The following is a 20826-nucleotide window of genomic DNA, read 5'->3' as shown; positions in this document are numbered from 1 at the left end:
TTCGTACGCTGGTCTGGATCGGACATCAGAGGTCTTGCCTGTCATTTCATGCAGGTGGGCCGGTTTGATCGCTCCGATTCAGGGAATTTCATGAGGGAGAGGAATTCATGTCGAAAGTATCGATGGTATTGAACGGCAAGACGGTTTCGGCTGATGTCGAAGACCGGACGCTGCTCGTATCGTTTATCCGGGACGTGCGCGGATTGACTGGTACGCACGTTGGCTGCGACACCTCGCAATGCGGTGCCTGCGTTGTGCATGTCGACGGCAAGGCCGTAAAGTCTTGCACCATGCTCGCAGCCCAGGCCGACGGCGCAGAAGTTGTAACACTTGAGGGGATCGGCACAGCCGACAGCCTGCACCCCGTACAGGCAGCTTTTCGTGAACATCACGGGCTTCAGTGCGGCTTCTGTACCCCCGGCATGATCATGACCGCCGTGGACATGATCAAGCGTCATGGTGCTGGAAATCTCGACGAGGCAACCATTCGCCACGAGCTGGAAGGCAATATCTGCCGCTGCACCGGCTACCACAATATCGTCAAGGCGATCAAAGCCGCCTCCGATCAAATGGCTGGTATGGCTCAGGCCGCCGAATAACGGCGTTGGCCTGAACTCCCAAAATTGATGCGCGAACACGTTCGCGCAGCAGGACAGCAAGACCGATCAATCGAATGAGATGCCGGGAGGAACAGGCATCTTCGTATTGACCGCCAGGTCTTGAGAGACAGTTGCCTTAAAGGCAGCAGCCGGATTGTCCGGCGAGTGGAGGATGTCCGGTACTGGCGGAGCCGGCAGATATTCGGGAGAGAAGAAATGGCAGTTGAAGGGATTGGCGCCCGTGCCTTGCGCAAGGAAGACAAGCGCTTCATTACCGGCAAGGGCAAATACACCGACGATATGACCATGCCGGGCATGGGGTACGCTGCTTTCGTTCGCTCGCCGCACGCGCATGCAAAGGTCAAGGGGATTGACGCGAGCGCTGCTCTGGCAATGCCGGGTGTGGATGCGGTTCTCACCGGCGACCAACTGGTGGGTGATGGTATCGGCAACCTGATCTGTGGCTGGATGATCCATTCCAAGGATGGTTCGCCGATGAAGATGGGCGGTTGGCGCGCATTGGAACCGGAAATTGTCCGCCATGTCGGGCAGGCCGTTGCCGTGGTTGTGGCCGATACGCAGGCTCAGGCACGTGATGCCGCTGACGCGGTTGTGGTTGATTATGAGGAATTGCCTGCCGTTATCGATCCGCTTGCGGCACTCGAAGCAGGTGCCCCGCAGATTCACCCGGAAGCCGAAGGCAACCTGATCTACGATTGGGAAATTGGCGACGAAGGAGCCACAAACGCGGCCTTCGAAAAGGCCGCCCATGTCACGCGCATGGAGATCCACAACAACCGCCTCGTTCCGAACGCGATGGAGCCGCGCGCAGCTCTCGCAGGTTACGATGCGGCCGAGGAGCACTATACGCTTTACACCACTTCGCAGAATCCACATGTGGCTCGCCTGGTGTTGTCGGCCTTCTACAACGTTGCTCCTGAAAACAAGCTGCGTGTGATTGCGCCTGATGTCGGTGGTGGCTTTGGTTCCAAGATCTACATCTACCCGGAAGAAATGGTCTGCCTGTGGGCGTCCAAACGTGTCGGTCGTCCGGTCAAGTGGGTGTCTGACCGGACCGAAGCCTTCCTGACGGATGCACATGGCCGGGACCATCGCTCTGAAGCGGAACTCGCGCTTGACGCGGACAACAAGATCCTGGGCCTCAGGGTCAAGACGATCGCCAATCTCGGCGCCTACATGTCGTTGTTCTCGTCTTCCGTGCCGACGTATCTCTACGCTACGCTTCTTTCGGGTCAGTACGACATTCCGGCTATCCACGCCAACGTGAAGACGGTCTACACCAACACCACACCGGTGGACGCCTATCGGGGCGCAGGCCGGCCGGAGGCGACCTATCTTCTGGAGCGGATCATGGAAACGGCAGCCCGTGAAGTGGGCTTGTCGCCGGCAGAGTTCCGTCGCAAGAACTTCATCCGCACGTTCCCGCATCAGACACCGGTGATCATGTGCTACGACGCAGGTGATTATGATGCGACGCTGGATGCAGCCCTGAAGGCCGCGGACTACGACGGCTTTGCCGCCCGCAAGGCGGAAGCAGCTTCCCGCGGCAAGCTGCGCGGTATTGGTCTGTCCTGCTACATCGAGGCGTGCGGTATTGCACCGTCCGCTGCGGTCGGTTCACTTGGTGCTGGTGTCGGTCTTTGGGAATCTGCGGAAGTGCGGGTAAACCCTGTCGGATCGATCGAGGTTCTGACGGGGTCGCACAGTCATGGTCAGGGACACGAGACAACCTTTGCCCAGCTGATCAGCGAACGTTTTGGCCTGGATACCAATGCGGTGTCCATTGTTCATGGCGATACCGACAAGGTTCAGTTCGGTATGGGAACCTACGGCTCGCGCTCCGGTGCGGTCGGCATGTCGGCAATCGTCAAGGCGCTCGACAAGGTAGAAGCCAAGGCGAAGAAGATTGCTGCTCACCTGATGGAAGCCTCCGAAGGAGACATCCAGATCGAAGGTGGCGAATTGAAAGTAGCCGGTACCGACAAGAAGCTGACCTTCACCGAGGTGGCTCTCGCTGCCTACACGGCGCACAACCTGCCTGAAGGCATGGAGCCGGGCCTGAAGGAAGGTGCCTTCTACGATCCGACCAACTTCACCTTCCCGGCAGGTACTTATGTCTGCGAAGTCGAGGTGGATCCGGATACGGGCAAGACGGAAGTGGTCAACTTCGTCGCGGCTGACGACTTCGGCAACATCATCAACCCGATGATCGTGGAAGGTCAGGTGCATGGCGGTATTACGCAGGGCATTGGCCAGGCACTTCTGGAAAATGCGTCCTACGACGAAAACGGCCAGCTGCTGACGGCGTCCTACATGGATTACTGCATGCCGCGTGCCGATGATGTGCCGTCCTACAATCTGTCGACGCATGTCACGGCCTGCCCAGGCAACCCGCTTGGCATGAAAGGTTGCGGCGAGGCTGGGGCTATCGGATCTCCGCCGGCAGTTATCAATGCGATCACGGATGCGATCGGGGACAACAGCCTGTCGATGCCAGCCTCTCCTGAAAAGGTCTGGGCGCTTTACCATGCAGGTGTGAAGCAGGCGGCCGAATAACGCCACAACGGGATTTTCGGGCGGGGCAACCCGCCCGCCATTGCACAGTTCGAAATCCGGGGAGACCCAGCATGTATGAAACGACGTATCACAAGGCCGGATCGGTAGCGGAAGCTGCTTCACTAATGGCCAATGCCGATGACGGCAAATTCCTTGGTGGTGGCCAGACTTTGCTGCCAACCATGAAACAGCGGCTTGCAGCCCCCAGCGATCTGGTGGATGTCACCAAGATTGCGGACATGAAGGGGATCAGCGCAAACGGCGATGGTGTGACCATCGGCGCAGCAACGAGCCATTTCGAAGTCTCGACTTCCGATCTGGTGAAGCAGAAGCTTCCTGGACTGGCGTCACTCGCCGGTGGCATTGGTGACCCGGCGGTTCGTCATATGGGCACCATTGGCGGCTCGATTGCCAACAATGATCCTGCAGCCGACTATCCTGCTGCGCTGGTTGCGCTCGGTGCTACCGTTGTCACCAGCAAGCGGGAACTGGCAGCGGAAGAGTTCTTCACCGGCATGTTTGAAACCGCGCTTGATGAAGATGAAATCGTCGTCGCCGTCAAGTTTCCGGGTGCTGCGGCCAGTGCCTATGCCAAATACCCGAACCCGGCATCGCGTTATGCCATGGCCGGTGTCTTCGTTGCCAAAGGCAACGATGGCTCCGTCAAGGTTGCGGTGACCGGAGCAGGGCAGGGCGGTGTCTTCCGCATGTCCGCCATGGAAACGGCGCTTGCAAGTAATTTCTCAGCCGACGCCGTCGCCGGCATAGCACCCGACGCAGACGATCTTCTGTCAGACATTCACGGGTCTGCTGCTTATCGTGCGAACCTGGTTACCGTTATGGCAAAGCGCGCCGTCCAGAAGGCGTAACCGACCTCGTGCTGATTTAAGAATAAGAACCCGGCCGAGACTCGGCCGGGTTTTGTTTTCCTGAGGGAGGAGTAGTCAGCTTCTCGATTGGGGGACGAGCGCAGACAGTCGCACTGCTAGCTGCCACGTCACGTCAGAGTACCAGTATGGGCACTTCTGCTCCGGCTTCCAGTGCAGGTGCATGAGGTGGACGGACCACAAGTGCGCCGGATTTGGCGAGCAGGTTCAACATGGAACTGTCTTGCCGGGAAAACGGCGTTACGATCAGATCGCCGTGTTCCGAATTGGAAAGCGTTGCCCTGACGTAGTCCTGCCTGCGGTCGTTCTCGGGCAAGGGAGAAGCGAGTATGGCTCGTTGAGGTCCGGACTGTTCCGGCGTCTGACCGAGCATTGCCTGCATGAGTGGCTTCAGAAACAGCAAGCCGCATATAAGGCTTGAGACGGGGTTTCCGGGCAGACCAAGAACCTTGGTGCCGCCAAGACGTCCAGCCATCAACGGCTTGCCCGGACGCATTGCAATTCGCCAGAACGCCAGGTCCATGCCTTCCTGTCCAAGGACACTTTGAACAAGATCGTGGTCGCCGACCGAGGCCCCCCCAAGTGTGACCAGAATGTCGGCCTTCTCGGTAATCGCACGCCTAACGTGGGTCGCAAGTGCCACCGGTTCGTCGGGTGATATTCCAAGATCGAGTGGCTGACCGCCGCAATCTTCCACGAGTGCGGCGATACCTGCGTGGTTCGAGGCGATTATCTGATCCGGTCCCGGTTCCGTTCCTGGGCGAACGAGTTCATCCCCGGTTGCGAGTATCGCAACCTTCGGTCTGCGGTGCACCGGCAGGACCGCGTGGTTCATTGCAGCGGCAAGGGCGAGATGCCGGTAGGCAAGTTTGAGCGGCGGTTGCAGAAGCACATCACCTTCGGAAAAGTCCAGGCCGGCCGGACGGACGAATGCGCCCTTGGCCGGGTTCTCCAGAACGGTTATGCGCTCGCCTTCACGCTCTGCGTTTTCCTGGATCAGGATCGTGTCCGCACCGGCCGGCACAGGAGCACCGGTAAAGATCCTCACCGTTTCTCCGTTGCCGACCGTTCCGCAAAAACCATGGCCGGCCGGCGCTTCGCCGACAACGGTCAAGGATGTTCGGGAAGCGGAAAGATCTTCATGACGAATGGCGTAGCCGTCCATCGCAGACGCTGCGAAGGGCGGTTGGGTTCGGGTGGAAACAAGGGGGGCGGACAGATATCTGCCGTTGGCGCTCTCGAGCGGAACATATTCCGTTTCAAGAGGTTTTACGCCGGAAAGGAGCTTCGTCAGCGCTTCGTCGACAGGCATCAGGCTCATCAGGTGCCACCCAGGCTGCCGTCCTTGTCGAGTGTCCAATGGCCGGATTTGCCACCGGATTTTTCGACCAGACGGATATCTCCGATGACCATGCCCCGGTCTACTGCTTTCGCCATGTCGTAAATCGTCAGGCAGGCCAGCGAGCATGCGGTCAAAGCTTCCATCTCGACACCTGTCTGGCCGCTGACCTTGGTTGTCGCTGTCACTATGAGGCCGGGAAGATCATCATCGGTATCGATGTCGATGGACACCTTGGACAACATCAGTGGATGGCAGAGCGGTATCAGTTCGTGGGTCTTCTTGGCGGCCAGGATGCCGGCTATGCGAGCCGTGCCGATAACGTCGCCTTTCTTGGCGTTACCGGACCGGATGAGATCCAGGGTTTCAGTCCGCATGGTGACAGTCCCGCGCGCGACGGCAATCCGATGCGTTACGGACTTCTCGGATACGTCCACCATGTTGGCAGACCCTGCCGCATCCAGATGGGTCAGAATGGCGTCCTTGTTGGCCATGTCCGCCTAAACCGCTTCGGAGAGGGCCGGACGGGCCAGGAGCGTTCTGGTAGCCGAGGCGACGTCTTCCTGACGCATCAGGCTTTCGCCGATCAAGAACGTTGAAATACCAACCTTGTTCATTCGGGATAGGTCGGCGGGGGTGAACAGGCCGCTTTCGCCGACAATGATTCTGTCGTCCGGAATGCGCGGTGCGAGCTCTTCGCTTGTTTCCAGCTTGGTCTCGAATGTCTTGAGATTGCGGTTGTTGATACCGAGCAGACGAGACGACAGCTTGAGCGCACGCTCCAGCTCATCAGCGTCATGTACCTCGAGCAAGACATCCATTCCGAGTTCGAACGCGGTGTCTTCCAATGCTTTGGCGGTGTCGTCATCAACAGCGGCCAGAATGATCAGGATGCAATCGCCCCCCCAGGCTCTGGCTTCATATACCTGGTAAGGATCGTAGAGGAAATCCTTGCGCAGCGCCGGAAGGGCAACAGCGTCACGTGCAGCAGCCAGAAATTCAGGCTTTCCCTGAAAAGAGGGCGTATCGGTCAGGACCGAAAGACAGGCTGCGCCGCCTACTTCGTAAGCCTTTGCCAGGAGAGGTGGATTGAAATCTTCCCGAATGAGCCCTTTCGAAGGGCTGGCCTTCTTGATTTCCGCAATGAGAGCGTATTCACCGGTATCGTGTTTGGCTTCGATCGCCTTGAGAAACCCGCGTGGAGCACTCACGTCTTTGATGCGTGCCTTGAGTTCGTCGATCGGAACGGATGCCTTTGCAGCGACGATTTCCTCGCGCTTGTAGGCTTCGATCTTTTGAAGAATGTCTGCCATGTCTTACCCGTTCGATGCTGCGACAAGCTTTTCCAAGGTGTCGGCTGCGGATCCGCTGTCAATGGATTGCGCCGCCAACTCGACACCATCCTTCAAGGTTTCCACCTTGTCTGCAACCAGCAGGGAGGCAGCCGCATTGAACAGCACCACATCTCGATAGGCGTTCTTTGCTCCGGCGAGGACGTCGCGCAGGGCTTTCGCGTTTTCCGAGGGAAGTCCGCCCTTGAGATCTTTCGGATCGGAAACGGCAAGGCCGACATCTTCGGGTGAAATTTCAAACGAACGGATTGTCCCGTTCTTGAGTTCGGCAATAGCGGTTGGACCGGTTGTGGTTATTTCGTCCATTCCGTCGGACCCGTGGACGACCCAGGCCTTTTCGGACCCTAGCTCGCGAAGAGCTTCCGCAAGCGGCTCCACCCATTTGCGGGCAAACACACCAACCATCTGGCGCTTCACACCTGCGGGATTGGTCAATGGGCCAAGCAGGTTGAAGATTGTTCGCGTGCCGAGTTCCATGCGTGTTGGACCCACGTGTTTCATGGCTGCATGGTGCAGCGGGGCGAACATGAAACCGATACCCGCCCTGTTGATGCAATCGGATATTTTCCTGGCATCGATATCGATGTTGACGCCAAGTTCGGCGAGCGCTTCTGCAGCGCCCGACTTGGAAGACAATGACCTGTTGCCGTGTTTGGCGACCGGTACGCCGCTGCCGGCGACGACCAGGGCCGTGCACGTGGAAATATTGTAGCTGCCGGAATTGTCGCCACCCGTTCCCACTATATCCATCGCGTTGGCCGGGGCCCTCACAGGGATCATCTTGGACCGCATGGTAGCGACCGCACCCGTGACTTCGGCAATGCTTTCGCCGCGCACACGCAAGGCCATCAGAAACCCGCCAAGCTGCGATGGTGTTGCAGATCCCGACAGGATCACCTCAAAGGCTTCGCGGGCTTCTTCAGGGCTCAAGGCGTGACCGTCTGACACCTTGGCGATGAAGTCCTTGAATGTGCTCATGTCGTCATTCCACTTTCAAACGGATCAATTCCGGTCCAGCCCGATCATCTGGGCGATACCGGCATTGTTTATCTCGACCCCTGCCTTGGTTTCCCGGTCGGAGATGAACTGGCCGAGCAGCGTGTCCTGAATTTGCTGGGAAAGCTGCTGACCCAGGGCCGCTACTTGCGGTGCGTCGCTCTGGAAGTCCGGTACGTTGGAACCGCTCACTTTAAGCACGATCCGACCGTTGCCATCGTTGGTTTCGGTGACCGCGCTTGTTCCAACGGGGCCGTCGAATACTGCCGAAACAGCTTCGCGGCCGAAATCCCCGGACGGCGTGTTGCGCTTCAGGTCAGTTGCGGATTTCACTTCCAGCCCGGTTTCTGCGGAAAGGGCAATGAACGGCGTGCCGCCCTCTACCTTGGCCAAGAGGTCTGCCGCAGTGTCGCTCAAGCGTTTGCCGAGTTCATCCTGCTTCCAGGCGGCAATGACGTCTTCGCGAACTTCGTCGAGGGTCCGTTCGCGCGACGGAATAACCTTTGCGACGTCATACCAGAGAAAGCCTTGCTCACCGAGCTGAAGGACATCGTTTTCGATGCCGATGTCACTGTCGAACGCACCTGCTACAAGTCCCTCAGCATCAGGCAAGGTTACGGGTTTACCGTCTTCACCGTTTCCGGATGCATCAAAAGCTGACGGAGTTTCTACAGTCAGGGAGAAACGCTCGCCGATTTCGTCCAGCGGAGCACCGCCTGCCCGGGCATCCTCGACTTCGTTAAGCAGATCCAGAATTTCCCGTTCCGCCTGTTCCTTTGCGAGGCTCTGGACGATCTCGTCCTTCACGTCTTCGAAGGGTTTGGTGCTTTCAGGAAGGATTTCTTCGACATTCAGAATGACGGTCGAGAACCTGCCTTCCACCGTACCGCTGGTGGCGCCTTCTTCGAGGCTGAAAGCGGCGTCGCCGATAGCTTCATCGAGAAAATCGGTCTTTGCCATGATGCCAAGGGCAACGTCGTTGTTGGCAAGGTTGCGTTCACTCATGAGTTCGTCAAAGGTCTTGCCGTTCGCAATTTCTTCGGCAGCCTCTTCTGCAGCCTGTTGAGACGGGAATGACATCTGACGGATCTTGCGGCGTTCGGGCTGGAAGAAATCTTCCGACCGGCGCTCAAACTCAGCGCGAGCGTCTTCGTCGGAAATGTCATCCGGACGAGAGAGAGACGTCGGCGTGAGTGAGACGTATTTGATTTCACGGAACTCGGGTGCGCGGAAATTGTCCTTGTTCTCTTCGAAGTAGGTTGTCAGGACACCTTCGGCCGGATCCTCGATGTCTCCGATGAATTCCGGTGTGACGACCAGGTAATCAACGCTTCGCGTTTCTCCCTGATAGGCGTCAAGAACTTCCAGATAGGCAATCGGCGCCTTCATGCTTCCGGCGAGGCCTTCTGCAAGTTGCGCACGCTCTGCAACCTTGCGGCGTTCGACGACATATTCGTCTTCCCGGTATCCGTTTGCCTGCAGAACCTGCTGTAGTCGGGTCTTGTCGTACCTGCCGCCAAGGCCCTGAAATGCAGGGTCACTCTGGATAATGGTCGCCAGGCGTTCGTCCGAAACACCGAGTTTCATGTTTTGTGCGGTGTTGTTCATGGCCGCTTCGGCCACAAGCTTGCCCAGGGTTTGCTGCGGAACACCGAGGGTCGCACCTTCTGCCGGCGTCAGCGGCCGGCCGAACTGTTGAGCCAGCCGTCCGAGGTCCTGCCTGTAGGCCCGGTCAAAATCGAACAGGGAGACTTCCGTGTCACCGACCTTGGCGGCGGTGTTCTGGCCGACACCGGTCAAGAAACCGCTAATGCCCCACACGGCGAAGCTAAAGATCAACAGAGCAATAAACAGTTTGGCAACCCAGGTGCCAGCGCCCTTGCGCAGCGCGTCAAGCATGACGACTCCCGTATTCTTCTTCGTTCCGGCAGCCGGCGTGACCGGCTGAATTCAGGACCGGCCTTGGCCGGAGCGGGCGGATCATAAAGACGCCGCGCCGCCGCCGCAAGGCGGCCTTTTACAAACTTCGGAAGCGATTTGGGTTTTCCCGTCCTCAGGGTGATTGCAACGCGTGTGCGCTTCTGCTCTATAGGCGGCAAATCAAGGATCATGCCGCGGGAGAAACTGAACATGAGCGCAGCGATCAAACCGCTGGTTGCCGGTAACTGGAAAATGAACGGTCTGAAGGCAAGCCAGGCTGAAGTCTACAAGATGATCGCCGGCATCAGTTACGATCTGGCGGATTCGGTCGATGCGATGATTTGTGCGCCTGCAACGCTGATCGCAGCAATCGCGGAAAAGGCTGGCAGTGGCGCGCTGTCTGTAGGTGGTCAGGATTGCCATACCGCTGTTTCTGGTGCCCACACCGGTGACATTTCTGCTGAAATGCTTGCAGATGCCGGCGCAAAGGCTGTCATCGTCGGTCATTCCGAACGCCGGACGGATCACGCTGAAAGCGATGTTGATGTCAATGAAAAGGCTCGGGCAGCCTGGAGAGCCGGCCTTGTGGCGATTGTGTGTGTCGGCGAGACAGAAGCCGAGCGCAAGGCAGGCCAGGCACTTGCTATTGTCGACCGCCAATTGAACGGATCGGTTCCGGATGGGGCGACTGCCGAAAACTGCGTGATTGCCTACGAGCCGGTCTGGGCGATCGGTACAGGTCTGACACCCACCGCAGGTGATGTTGAGGAAATGCACAAGGCAATGCGGGACAATCTTTCCGCAAGGTTCGGCGGGGAAGGCGCTTCCATGCGCCTTCTTTACGGCGGGTCTGTGAAACCGGGCAATGCGCGTGAACTGATGTCTGTTGCCAATGTCGACGGCGCCCTTGTTGGCGGCGCCAGTCTCAAGGCTGAAGATTTCCTCGGCATACTTGCTGCTTATTCCTGAAGACACCGAATATATTGTGCCCGGCCTTGAAGCTTCTGTGTCGAAGGCGCAATTGAAGGGTGGAAAGCTGGCGGCGTCTGGTGTAGAAGGCCGCCAATCTTGAATTCAATGAAGAATGGCGTTCGATGGAAACCGTAGTCATCGTAATCCACTTGATGGTCGTCTTGGCCCTGGTGCTTGTTGTCCTCCTGCAGCGTTCCGAAGGCGGCGCGCTTGGCATTGGCGGCGGAGGCGGTGGTCTGATGTCCAGTCGTGGGACTGCGAATATCCTGACGCGTGCAACTGCCGTTCTGGCGGTCGCTTTCTTCGCTACATCGCTGACGCTCAGCCTTATTGCAAAGAATCAGGACCGGCCCGGTTCGATTCTTGATGCTGTTCCGACAGCAACCCAGGATGCGCCTGCCACGACGGACGGCACGACCGAAGGCGGTTCAGGCGGTGTTCTCGATTCGTTGAAACAGCTGAACCAACAGCAACCTTCCGGACCTCAGGTCCCGGCCGCCCAGTAAGGCGGCCGAACGGGTCTTCTGGCCCATTCACCCGACATATGCCCTGCGGCTTAACTCGCAGGGCATTTTTATGTGTTGAGAACGCAACTCCCGAGTGGCCAAGGCGCCCTCGGCAAGGATATGGTATTGGTCCATGGCGCGATATATTTTCATCACTGGCGGCGTGGTCTCCTCGCTTGGAAAAGGTCTTGCTTCTGCAGCACTGGGCGCATTGCTCCAGGCTCGCGGTTACAAGGTCCGTCTCCGCAAACTCGATCCCTACCTGAACGTCGATCCGGGCACCATGAGCCCGTATCAGCATGGCGAATGCTTTGTGACCGACGATGGTGCGGAAACAGACCTCGATCTCGGCCACTACGAACGGTTCACCGGTCGTCCTGCGAACCAGCAGGACAACATCACCACCGGGCGGATCTATCAGGACATCATCGCCAAGGAGCGGCGCGGCGATTATCTGGGCGGAACCGTCCAGGTCATTCCGCACGTGACTGATGCGATCAAGAACTTCGTTCTGACCGGCAACGAGGACTACGATTTTGTTCTCGTCGAGATCGGCGGAACTGTGGGCGATATTGAAGGCCTGCCGTTCTTCGAGGCGATCCGCCAGCTTGGCAACGATCTTCCGCGAGGCGACGTCGTCTATGTGCATCTGACCCTGATGCCCTACATCCCGAGCGCCGGTGAAATGAAGACCAAACCGACGCAGCACTCTGTAAAGGAACTGCGGTCCATCGGTATTCAGCCGGATATCCTGATGATCCGTTGTGATCGCCCGATCCCGGAAACGGAAAAACGGAAGCTGTCGCTATTCTGTAACGTGCGCGAGAGCGCGGTCATTCCGGCCTATGACGTCAAGTCGATCTACGACGTGCCGGTCGCCTACCACAAGGAAGGGCTGGACGACGAAGTTCTGGCTGCTTTCGGCATCAAGGGGGCGCCTGCACCGGTGCTCGATCGCTGGAACGGCATTTCCGAGGCGGTTGCCAATCCGGAAGGCGAGGTCAAGATCGCGATTGTCGGCAAGTACACCGTTCTGAAGGATGCCTACAAGTCGCTGATCGAAGCATTGGTCCATGGCGGTATCGCCAACCGGGTCAAGGTGAACCTTGAATGGATCGAATCGGAGACCTTCGAGAAGGAAGACCCGAGCCCTTATCTGGAAGGTGTTCACGGAATTCTGGTTCCCGGTGGTTTTGGGGAACGGGGTGCCGAGGGCAAGATTGCTGCGGCACACTTCGCCCGGACGCGCAAGATCCCGTATTTCGGAATTTGCTTCGGCATGCAGATGGCGGTTCTGGAAGCGGCGCGTAATCTCGCCGGGATCGCCGAAGCCAATTCCACCGAATTTGGTCCGGCGAAGGAACCTGTTGTCGGCCTGATGACCGAGTGGACGAAGGGCAACCGCAAGGAAGTGCGCGACGCCGAAGGCGATCTGGGCGGTACGATGCGCCTTGGAGCCTATCCTGCTGCGCTCAAGACCGGTTCCAAGATTGCTGAAATTTATGGAACGACCAGCATTTCGGAGCGTCATCGCCACCGGTATGAAGTCAACATCGGCTACCGCGATGAACTCGAGAAATGCGGACTGATTTTCGCCGGGACATCGCCAGACGGTGTTTTGCCGGAAACGGTCGAAATCGCGGATCATCCCTGGTTCGTCGGTGTTCAGTACCATCCGGAACTGAAGTCCCGTCCTTTCGATCCGCATCCGCTGTTTGCATCCTTCATAAGCGCAGCGATCCATCAGGGCCGTCTGGTCTGATCGCCCAAGGCGGGAAGGGGACAAGATAATGGTGCGCGGGCTCGATCACGTCGTTGTAGCGGTGAGGGATCTGGAGGCCGCGGGCCAGGCGTGGGCCGACCTCGGTTTCACGGTTACCCCCGAAAATCGCCATTCCTGGGGAACGGCCAACCGTTTGGTTCAGCTCGACGGTTTTTTCGTCGAGTTGTTGAGCGTTGCCGATCGGGATCTCATTTTCGAGGCTTCTGAAGAGGTTTTCTCGTTCGGAGCTTTCAACCGAGATTTTCTGTCCCGGCACGAAGGGGCCAGCATGCTGGTGCTGGACAGTTCCGATCCTGCGAAGGACAGGGACGATTTCAGCAAGGCTGGACTGAAACTCTACGAGCCGTTTTCCTTCGAGCGCACCGCCAATCTGGCGGATGGCGGCAAGGTGCAAGTTGCCTTCGACCTGACATTTGTCAGTGATGCACTTGCACCGGAGATCGGCTATTTCACCTGCAGGAATCGATTTCCCGAAAATTTCTGGAAAGAAGCCTTTCAGGATCATGCCAACGGCGCGTCAACGATAAAGACAGTCTATCTCGTTGCCGGCGATCCCTCGGATCATCACGAGTTTCTGGGTGGGTTCACGGGCCAACGCGAAATGCGCGCCACCAGTCTGGGTCTGGAGATCAAGACTGCTCGTGGAACAATATCCGTGCTAACGCCATCTGCGTATGCGTCACTGGTCGGCACTGATGCAGCTGCGCAAATCGCCGGTTCCCTGCCGCAGATTGTTGCTCTGGAAATCGGCTGCAAAGGCCTGGATGAGCGCAAGATAGTGCCAGCAGGCCAGCTCAACGGGCTCACGCTGATCCTGTCGCCAGTTGTCTCGTAAATGAAATACATTCTTTTTGAGAAGGCTTAGCCGGGAGACGTGTTCCGCCCACGGCTCTCTGGCAGGATTTGCTGCACTTTATCGCATTCAGAAAATTTGCCGACGCACAAACCATTAGGTGTGTTTCGTGATTGCCGTGTCGGGCAATGTATACGTGACTTTGAAAACGTTAAGGAATTTTTCCCGCCAAGACCACACGGCAAGGGCACTATTCACTTGTTGAATCAACCAGTCCTTTTATAGTGAACCCCAAATTATGCGCCTTGACCTGATGGTCGGACTGCGGAGTTCCCGAATGACTTTTTTGCCTTTTGCCTCTTTCCCTCGCAATTTTGCACTCGTTGCTGCAACCTCGGCGCTCTTGGCCGCGTGCTCTGACGACTCGCAAAAGGCCGCTCCGGCAGCGCCGCCACCATCGGTGACCGTTGCGAAGATTGCGTCCCAGGATATTCGCCAAAGCGCACGTTTTGTCGGGCAAGTCGCTGCAATCGACCAGGTCGATCTCATGGCTCGCGTCAAAGGTTTCCTGGAAGAGAAAGCTGTGCCGGACGGCTCCGTCGTCAAGAAAAACGACCTGTTGTTCACGATTGAAAAAGCGCAGTATCAGGCCGCACTGACAAAGGCCAAGGCGGATCTTGCAAGCGCAAAGGCAGACGCTGCACTTAAGGCTGCTGACGAGAAGCGTGACAGGGACCTCCGAGACAAGGGGCATCTCTCCGAGGCTGCTTACGAAGCGACCTTGGCGCAAAAGCAACAGGCGGAAGCCTCTGTGGAGGCAGCGCAATCGTCTCTGCAGGAGGCGGAACTCAACCTCAGCTACACCGACATTTCGGCACCTTTCGACGGCCAGCTCGGCAAGACCACCTACAGCGTTGGCGAGGTGGTCGGACCCACGACGAATTCACTGGCCAGCTTGATCAGCCTTGCTCCTGTCTATGTCAATTTTTCCGTCAGCGAGGCGCAGTACCTCAACGCGGTCAAGACACACGGGATAAACCCTGCCGATATCCAGCCGGATGAGTCTCCAGACCTGAAACTGGTTCTGCCAAACGGGCAGGACTATAATGAAAAGGGCAAAATCGTCTTCATCGACAATCAGGTCGATACGGCGACAGGCACCATCTCCTTCCGCGGACAATTCGATAACAAGGACATCCGCCTGATTTCCGGAACCTATGTGACGGTGGTTCTCGAAGCGCCGAAAACGGAAACGGCGCTGGTTGTGCCGCAGGCTGCCATTCAAAGGGACCAGGAAGGTGCGTTTGCACTGGCAATCACGTCGGACAAGAAGGTCGAACAGCGCTACGTGACACTGGGTCAGCAGGAAGGCACGGATTTCGTCGTCTCTAAAGGCCTGAAGGAAGGTGACGAGGTCATCATCGAAGGGTTGCAGAAAGTGCGCCCCGGCGTTGTCGTGAACCCGGTACTTGCTTCCAAGCCGGCGGAGAAAAGCTAAATGTTTTCACGCTTTTTTATCTACCGGCCGAAATTCGCGCTGGTCATTTCCATTGTTATCACTATTGCCGGTGTGCTTGGGTATCTGTCGCTTCCGGTTGAACAGTTTCCGAATATCACCCCGCCGGTCGTAAATGTTACGGCGACCTATACCGGTGCCAATGCCGAAGTGCTGGAAGAAACTGTTGCCGCCCCAATCGAAGGGCAGGTCAACGGCGTCGACGACATGATCTACATGCAGTCGACCAGTAACGACAGCGGCAACTATTCGCTCAACGTTACCTTCGCTGTCGGAACAGACCCGGACATTGCCACGGTCAACACGCAGAACCGGGTCAGTCAGGCCAACAGCCAGCTGCCAAGCGATGTGACCAACAACGGTGTGACAGTGCAAAAAGCCAGCACGAACATGTTGCTGGTCATTACACTGTTTTCGCCAAACGGCAGTTACGATCCGGTCTTCCTGTCAAACTATGCCTCGATCAACCTGAAGGATGCACTTGCCCGTGTGCCTGGGGTTGGTCTGGCAGACGTCATGACCGACTTTTCCTACGGCATGCGCATCTGGCTTGATCCGGACAGGTTGACCAGCCTGGGCATGACGCCGACGGATTTCATCACCGCCGTACGTGACCAGAACATTCAGGTGGCTGCCGGTCAGATCGGCGCGCCTCCGGTTCCGGACGGACAGCAGTTTCAGTACACGATCAAGGCAAAGGGCCGTCTGGCCTCACCGGAAGAATTTGAGCAGATCGTTCTGCGGACCGGTGCAGACGGCGCGGTCGTAACGATTGGCGATGTTGCCCGCGTCGAACTTGGCGCACAGGTTTACAACGCCTCCGGCGAATACAACGGCAAGCCTTCCACGGTTCTGGCAATCTATCAGGCACCAGGCGCAAACGCGCTTCAGGTATCGGAAAACGTGCTGGCTCGCCTGGATGAACTGGCCAAGAATTTTCCGCCGGACATGCAGTACGGCGTACCCTTCAACACCACGGATTTCGTTCAGGCTTCTCTCAACGACGTCATCACCACACTTTTCCTGACCTTCCTTCTGGTGGTCTCGGTGGTGTTCATCTTCCTCGGGAACTGGCGAGCGACAATCATTCCGACTGTTGCCATTCCAGTGTCGCTTATCGGCACGTTTGCCGTGCTGCTGGCACTTGGCATGACGCTCAACACGATTTCGCTGTTCGCACTGGTGCTGGCTATTGGTATCGTTGTGGATGATGCCATCGTCGTCGTGGAAAACGTGGAACGCATCATTGCCGACGAAGGCTTGTCGCCGAAAGAAGCCACGACGAAAGCGATGGAACAGATCACCAGTCCGGTGATTGCCACGACGCTGGTGCTGCTGGCGGTGTTCGTTCCGACTATCTTCATGCCAGGCATTACGGGCCGTCTCTATTCCCAGTTCGCAGTCACCATCTCGGTCTCTGTGTTGATTTCCTCAATCAACGCGCTGACGCTGTCTCCGGCTCTCTGTGGCCTGATCCTGAAAGCCCGTTCTGGCCCGCCGCGCGGCATCATGGGGCTGTTCGACCGTGGCATAACCTCGGTACGCAACGGATATACCGGTATTATTCGCCGCCTTGTTCGCTTCGCCGTGATAGGGCTTGCCGTTGTTGCCGGGGCGGTCGCCTTGATCGTGACACTCGGCGGATCACTGCCTCAGGGCTTTCTGCCTTCGGAAGACCAGGGCTACCTGATGGTCGACGTTCAGCTTCCCGATGGAGCGTCGTTGCAACGGACGGAGAACGTTACCAAGCAGGTGGTTGACCTGACCTCCAAAACGCCGGGTGTGGAAGACGTCGTCATTGTCAACGGCTACTCAATCCTCAACGGCGCAACGTCCTCGAATGCGGCGCTGGTGATTGCGACCATGAAGAACTGGGAAGACCGTCAGGCACCCGACCTTCGCATTGACGCGATCCTTGCAAAGTTCTGGGCGGAATTTTCGACTATTCCTGGCGCGAATATCATTGCCTTCAACCCCCCGCCGATTCCGGGCCTTGGCACGACCGGCGGTGTTCAGGTGATGCTGCAACAAACTGGTGGAGGTTCGCCGCAGGATTTGTCATCGGCACTTGGCTCGATGATTTATTCTGCCAACCAGAGTGCCGAAGTTGGGCGAGCCTACTCGACTTTCCGGGCCAATGTGCCTCAGGTCTTTATCGATCTTGATCGTGAAAAGGCCAAAACGCTCGGCATCAATGTGTCGGATGTCTTCACGACACTGCAGGCTTATCTGGGCTCGTACTATATCAACGACTTCAACATCTTCGGCCGGGTCTACAAGGTGATGATCCAGGCGGAAGGCAAGTTCCGCGATCGGGTGGAGGATATCGGTGCACTTTATGTGCGGTCGAGCGACGGGACGATGGTGCCCATGCGCAGCATTTTGACGACACAGAATGTCCTCGGTCCGCAGATCCTGACCCGCTACAACATGTTCCGTGCCGCTGCCGTGATGGCTGATCCGGCACCTGGAGCCTCAACAGGTGTGGTCATCAACGAAGTCAATGCCGCGGGGGCTGAAGCTCTTCCGGACGGGTATTCTCTCGAGTGGACAGGTACAGCGCTGCAGCAGCTCGGATCGGGGCAGATCGTTCTATTCATCCTGCTTTTGTCAATCTTGTTCACGTATCTCTTCCTGGTCGCTCAGTATGAGAGTTGGACGATGCCGATTGCGATCTTGATGTCGGTGTCCTTTGCAATCCTCGGGGCGCTTGTTGCGGTCTTTGCGACTGGGGGGGATGTCAACCTCTACACACAGATTGGCATGATCATGCTTGTCGGAATGGGCGCCAAGAATGCCATTCTCATCGTGGAGTTTGCAATGGAGCAGAGGGCCGATGGCAAGTCGATCAAGGATGCAGCAGTAGAAGCGGCTCATCTTCGGTTCAGGGCGGTCATGATGACGGCCTTGTCGTTCTTGCTGGGTGTCGTGCCTTTGATGACCGCATCAAGTGCTGGTGCGGCCAGTCAGAAGGCCATTGGCTTCGCGGTGTTCGGTGGCATGCTGTTTGCGACCTGCATCGGCATTCTCATGATCCCGATTCTTTATGTGAACATGCAGACCATGCGTGAAACCGTCAAAAGCTGGTTTGGCGGAAAAGGAAAAACCCAGACGGAACAGGAGCCTGTTGCGTCCTGACGTGAGAAAATTTTCAATAGGCAAACGGTTTTGCGTTGTTTGAATCTTACTTAAGGTTAGTTTGGCCGGGCGATCCAGATGGGTTGTCCGGCTTTGCTTTTAGGTCAAATGCCAGCAAGTTCTCAGGTCTCGGGATCGCGAACTTGGATAGTGAAAACACAGATCTCGTCCACCGTGCGACGCGCAAGCGGTGGATACTACAAGCTTAAAATTTTTAAGGCTAAGGTTTTGGAAATATTGGTGAGCCGACAGGGGTTCGAACCCTGGACCTACTGATTAAAAGTCAGTTGCTCTACCAGCTGAGCTATCGGCTCTCACCAATTTCCGAAGCGGTTCAGTGCGTTGTTGCAGCGCCACCGCGTTGGTGGCGTGTGTTTAGGCCGACCTTGAGGACAATGCAAGAGGCAAAATCGATTTTTTCAACAGGGTAGCAAAAAACAGCGTTGTTCAGTGGTCACTGTTGAAAACACACAACCAAATTCGGGAAATGGTGAATTCTCGCACATGTTATTAGCAACAACGGTCCTTCGATTGATAGTATTATCAAGTACAGTAGATTTTACTCTTTTTAACTCTAGTTGCTAATTTTCGCTTCTAAGAAAATAACGATCATTCTCCTGCGAAAACTGTCAGGTAGCGCAATAAAGCTATGTGAGGTAACGTTATCAGGCACATGAGAGGTTACATGCACACAACGACAATCGACACCCACACGAGCTCCGTCGAGTTCGATTTCGTGAAAGGGCACATCGCGGCGACGATGACGCTGATTCACGGATTGATCGACCAGGGTTTGATCGACCGGGAACGGCTCGACCTGTTTTTCGCGTCGTTTATCGGAGACCTACCGCATAGCCGGGAAACGCTCGGCTTGCGTCTCATCCTTGACCAGTGGCGGCAGGGCCTTCGCGACGGTGATGCTGAAGAAGAGCTAAAGGGGAAGCTCTTTGAGGTAATCCGGGGAGGGCGAAACAACTGACGCTGTCTGGAGTATGGCCGGTCCAAGGGGTTGGGGACCGTGGCATATTCTCGTCCGTAGCATTTGTTCAATCTAAATTTGTTCTGATCAGAAATTTTTTCAAACTGTTTGTGCTATCGGTCCGGTCATGGGCTCGGTAACTTGTGATTGAACCGATCGTCCCGAACTGGTGTTGACGCGTCGCCTTTGCTATCCCTTCGACATTGCGTAATCTTGCGGGTGCCTCGGCAGCCAGATGTGCAGGAGTCGCGCTGCAGCGCCTGATGCTGGGTTGTTGCAGTCGGTGTGTAGCCGAGTTGTTGAAGGATACCGCCATATTTGTCGGCGGCAGAAGGGCGGAACATTTGGCAAAGTCTCAAGAGACCCTCGTAGCAGCGCAGTGCTTTACGCGCCAGTTGTCCGGTTCCAATACCGCATGCAGCCGTCTTACCGCACTTCTGGGCGCGGGATTGTTGGTTATGAGCGGTGCAATCGCTGGCGTGCGTGCGGATGAACAGCATTTCATTACGATTGGCACCGGCGGCGTTACCGGCGTCTACTATCCGTCCGGCGGGGCGACTTGCAAGATCGTCAACATGACACGCGCCGACCACGGCGTTCGTTGCTCAGTCGAAACCACGCTGGGGTCAATTGCCAATATCGAAAAGATTCGTTCCGGTGAAATCGATTTTGGTTATGTGCAGTCCGACTGGCAGCATCACGCTTTTCTCGGGACCTCTGCCTTTGAAGAGGTCGGGCCGTTTGACGAGCTACGCTCTATCTTTTCACTTCATGCCGAAGTCGCAACGATCGTCGTTCGAGACGAATCTTCTTATCGGGTCTTCGATGATTTGAAAGAGGCAAAGATAAATATCGGCAGCAAGGGATCGGGGTCTGCAGCTTCCTGGAACGCACTGATCAGCGGCCTTGGCTGGACGCAGAGTGATCAGGAAGATCTTGAAGAGCTCAAGATATCGGAGCTGTCTGAAGCTCTTTGTTCAGGCAGAATTGATGCCTATTTCGAATTGATAGGTCATCCGGCTGCGTTGATCGAGGAAACTCAGGCTCGTTGCGATATTCGTCTGATTGGTATCGATGGCAAGGCGGTTGACGAGCTTTTGACAGAAGTTCCCTATTACATGCCGGCCGACATCCCTGCGGGCCTTTATGGTCTTTCGCAGCCAGTGGATTCCTTCGGCGTTGTCGCGACCTTCGTAACGTCTGCGCGCATGCCGGAACCGATCGTGACAACACTCGTAGAAGCGGTTTTCGAAAATTTCGACAGTTTCAAACGTCTGCATCCCGCACTTGGCCGCCTGACCGAAAATGACCTGGTTGCCTACGGCATGCCGGCGCCGCTACATCCTGGCGCATTGACCTATTTCCAGGAAAAAGGCCTAGTGCCCGCAACTGCACCGGCCAAGGCAAACTGACCGGTGTTCACAGCTCTCCAAATGGTGAGCACCTTGTGTCTTTGGTCAAAGCGGGGA

Annotated in this window: 16 protein-coding genes and 1 tRNA gene; 11 read left to right on the top strand and 6 right to left on the bottom strand. The window is 56.8% G+C overall.

Features of this window, described 5'->3' with window-relative positions; translation table 11 throughout:
* Positions 1 to 107 precede the first annotated feature (107 nt).
* The 3 genes from ACYQ6M_RS14665 to ACYQ6M_RS14655 all read left to right on the top strand — a co-directional run bounded on the left by ACYQ6M_RS14665 (position 108) and on the right by ACYQ6M_RS14655 (position 4045).
* Positions 108 to 599 (top strand): (2Fe-2S)-binding protein, encoded by a 492-nt coding sequence (locus ACYQ6M_RS14665; protein ID WP_031268448.1) that lies wholly within the window; start codon positions 108 to 110, stop codon positions 597 to 599.
* A gap of 216 nt (positions 600 to 815) precedes the next feature.
* Positions 816 to 3176 (top strand): xanthine dehydrogenase family protein molybdopterin-binding subunit, encoded by a 2361-nt coding sequence (locus ACYQ6M_RS14660; protein ID WP_022998541.1) that lies wholly within the window; start codon positions 816 to 818, stop codon positions 3174 to 3176.
* Positions 3177 to 3247: 71 nt separating this feature from the next.
* Positions 3248 to 4045 (top strand): FAD binding domain-containing protein, encoded by a 798-nt coding sequence (locus ACYQ6M_RS14655; protein WP_022998542.1) that lies wholly within the window; start codon positions 3248 to 3250, stop codon positions 4043 to 4045.
* A gap of 133 nt (positions 4046 to 4178) precedes the next feature.
* Here ACYQ6M_RS14655 and ACYQ6M_RS14650 read toward each other — a convergent pair whose 3' ends face one another.
* From ACYQ6M_RS14650 to ACYQ6M_RS14630, 5 genes are read right to left on the bottom strand one after another with little or no spacing between them, the layout of a single operon-like run.
* Positions 4179 to 5384, bottom strand: coding sequence for a molybdopterin molybdotransferase MoeA (locus ACYQ6M_RS14650; RefSeq protein ID WP_460074443.1), 1206 nt, complete (start codon positions 5382 to 5384; stop codon positions 4179 to 4181).
* Positions 5384 to 5896: a cyclic pyranopterin monophosphate synthase MoaC gene (moaC, locus tag ACYQ6M_RS14645; RefSeq protein WP_055654413.1), complete on the bottom strand. Its 513-nt coding sequence runs from the start codon at positions 5894 to 5896 to the stop codon at positions 5384 to 5386. The genes ACYQ6M_RS14650 and moaC overlap by 1 nt, the downstream gene beginning before the upstream one ends.
* A 6-nt stretch (positions 5897 to 5902) precedes the next feature.
* Complete coding sequence (gene trpC, locus ACYQ6M_RS14640) at positions 5903 to 6715, bottom strand: indole-3-glycerol phosphate synthase TrpC (protein WP_460074442.1); 813 nt, start codon at positions 6713 to 6715, stop codon at positions 5903 to 5905.
* Positions 6716 to 6718: 3 nt separating this feature from the next.
* The gene (trpD, locus tag ACYQ6M_RS14635) at positions 6719 to 7732 is read right to left on the bottom strand and encodes an anthranilate phosphoribosyltransferase (protein ID WP_022998546.1); all 1014 of its coding nucleotides are present in this window, start codon (positions 7730 to 7732) and stop codon (positions 6719 to 6721) included.
* A gap of 24 nt (positions 7733 to 7756) precedes the next feature.
* A complete protein-coding gene (locus ACYQ6M_RS14630; protein ID WP_460074441.1) occupies positions 7757 to 9649 on the bottom strand; it encodes a peptidylprolyl isomerase in 1893 nt (630 codons plus the stop codon).
* Positions 9650 to 9880: 231 nt separating this feature from the next.
* Here ACYQ6M_RS14630 and tpiA point away from each other — a divergent pair, with 231 nt between their 5' ends.
* From tpiA to ACYQ6M_RS14600, 6 genes are all read left to right on the top strand, one after another.
* A complete protein-coding gene (tpiA, locus tag ACYQ6M_RS14625; protein ID WP_460074440.1) occupies positions 9881 to 10639 on the top strand; it encodes a triose-phosphate isomerase in 759 nt (252 codons plus the stop codon).
* A gap of 125 nt (positions 10640 to 10764) precedes the next feature.
* A complete protein-coding gene (gene secG, locus ACYQ6M_RS14620) occupies positions 10765 to 11148 on the top strand; it encodes a preprotein translocase subunit SecG (RefSeq protein ID WP_460074439.1) in 384 nt (127 codons plus the stop codon).
* Positions 11149 to 11281: 133 nt separating this feature from the next.
* Entirely contained in the window at positions 11282 to 12910 is a 1629-nt protein-coding gene (locus tag ACYQ6M_RS14615) for a CTP synthase (protein ID WP_022998550.1), read from the top strand.
* A 28-nt stretch (positions 12911 to 12938) separates the two neighbouring features.
* Positions 12939 to 13766 carry a VOC family protein gene (locus ACYQ6M_RS14610; RefSeq protein WP_075283165.1) on the top strand — a complete coding sequence of 276 codons (828 nt, stop codon included), beginning with the start codon at positions 12939 to 12941 and terminating at the stop codon, positions 13764 to 13766.
* 295 nt (positions 13767 to 14061) lie between these two features.
* Positions 14062 to 15222 carry an efflux RND transporter periplasmic adaptor subunit gene (locus tag ACYQ6M_RS14605; RefSeq protein ID WP_208984171.1) on the top strand — a complete coding sequence of 387 codons (1161 nt, stop codon included), beginning with the start codon at positions 14062 to 14064 and terminating at the stop codon, positions 15220 to 15222.
* On the top strand, positions 15223 to 18378 hold the full coding sequence (locus ACYQ6M_RS14600; protein ID WP_077292810.1) for an efflux RND transporter permease subunit: 3156 nt from the start codon (positions 15223 to 15225) through the stop codon (positions 18376 to 18378).
* A gap of 238 nt (positions 18379 to 18616) precedes the next feature.
* Here ACYQ6M_RS14600 and ACYQ6M_RS14595 read toward each other — a convergent pair.
* Positions 18617 to 18692 (bottom strand) — tRNA-Lys (locus tag ACYQ6M_RS14595).
* A 371-nt stretch (positions 18693 to 19063) separates the two neighbouring features.
* Here ACYQ6M_RS14595 and ACYQ6M_RS14590 point away from each other — a divergent pair.
* Complete coding sequence (locus ACYQ6M_RS14590) at positions 19064 to 19357, top strand: hypothetical protein (RefSeq protein WP_031268452.1); 294 nt, start codon at positions 19064 to 19066, stop codon at positions 19355 to 19357.
* Positions 19358 to 19752: 395 nt separating this feature from the next.
* Positions 19753 to 20769 (top strand): TAXI family TRAP transporter solute-binding subunit, encoded by a 1017-nt coding sequence (locus ACYQ6M_RS14585; protein WP_460074639.1) that lies wholly within the window; start codon positions 19753 to 19755, stop codon positions 20767 to 20769.
* Positions 20770 to 20826 lie beyond the last annotated feature (57 nt).

This window comes from Roseibium sp. ROS1 (assembly GCF_054658215.1).
Note: the sequence above shows the minus strand (reverse complement) of the source record. Positions and strands in the feature narration are given on the sequence as shown.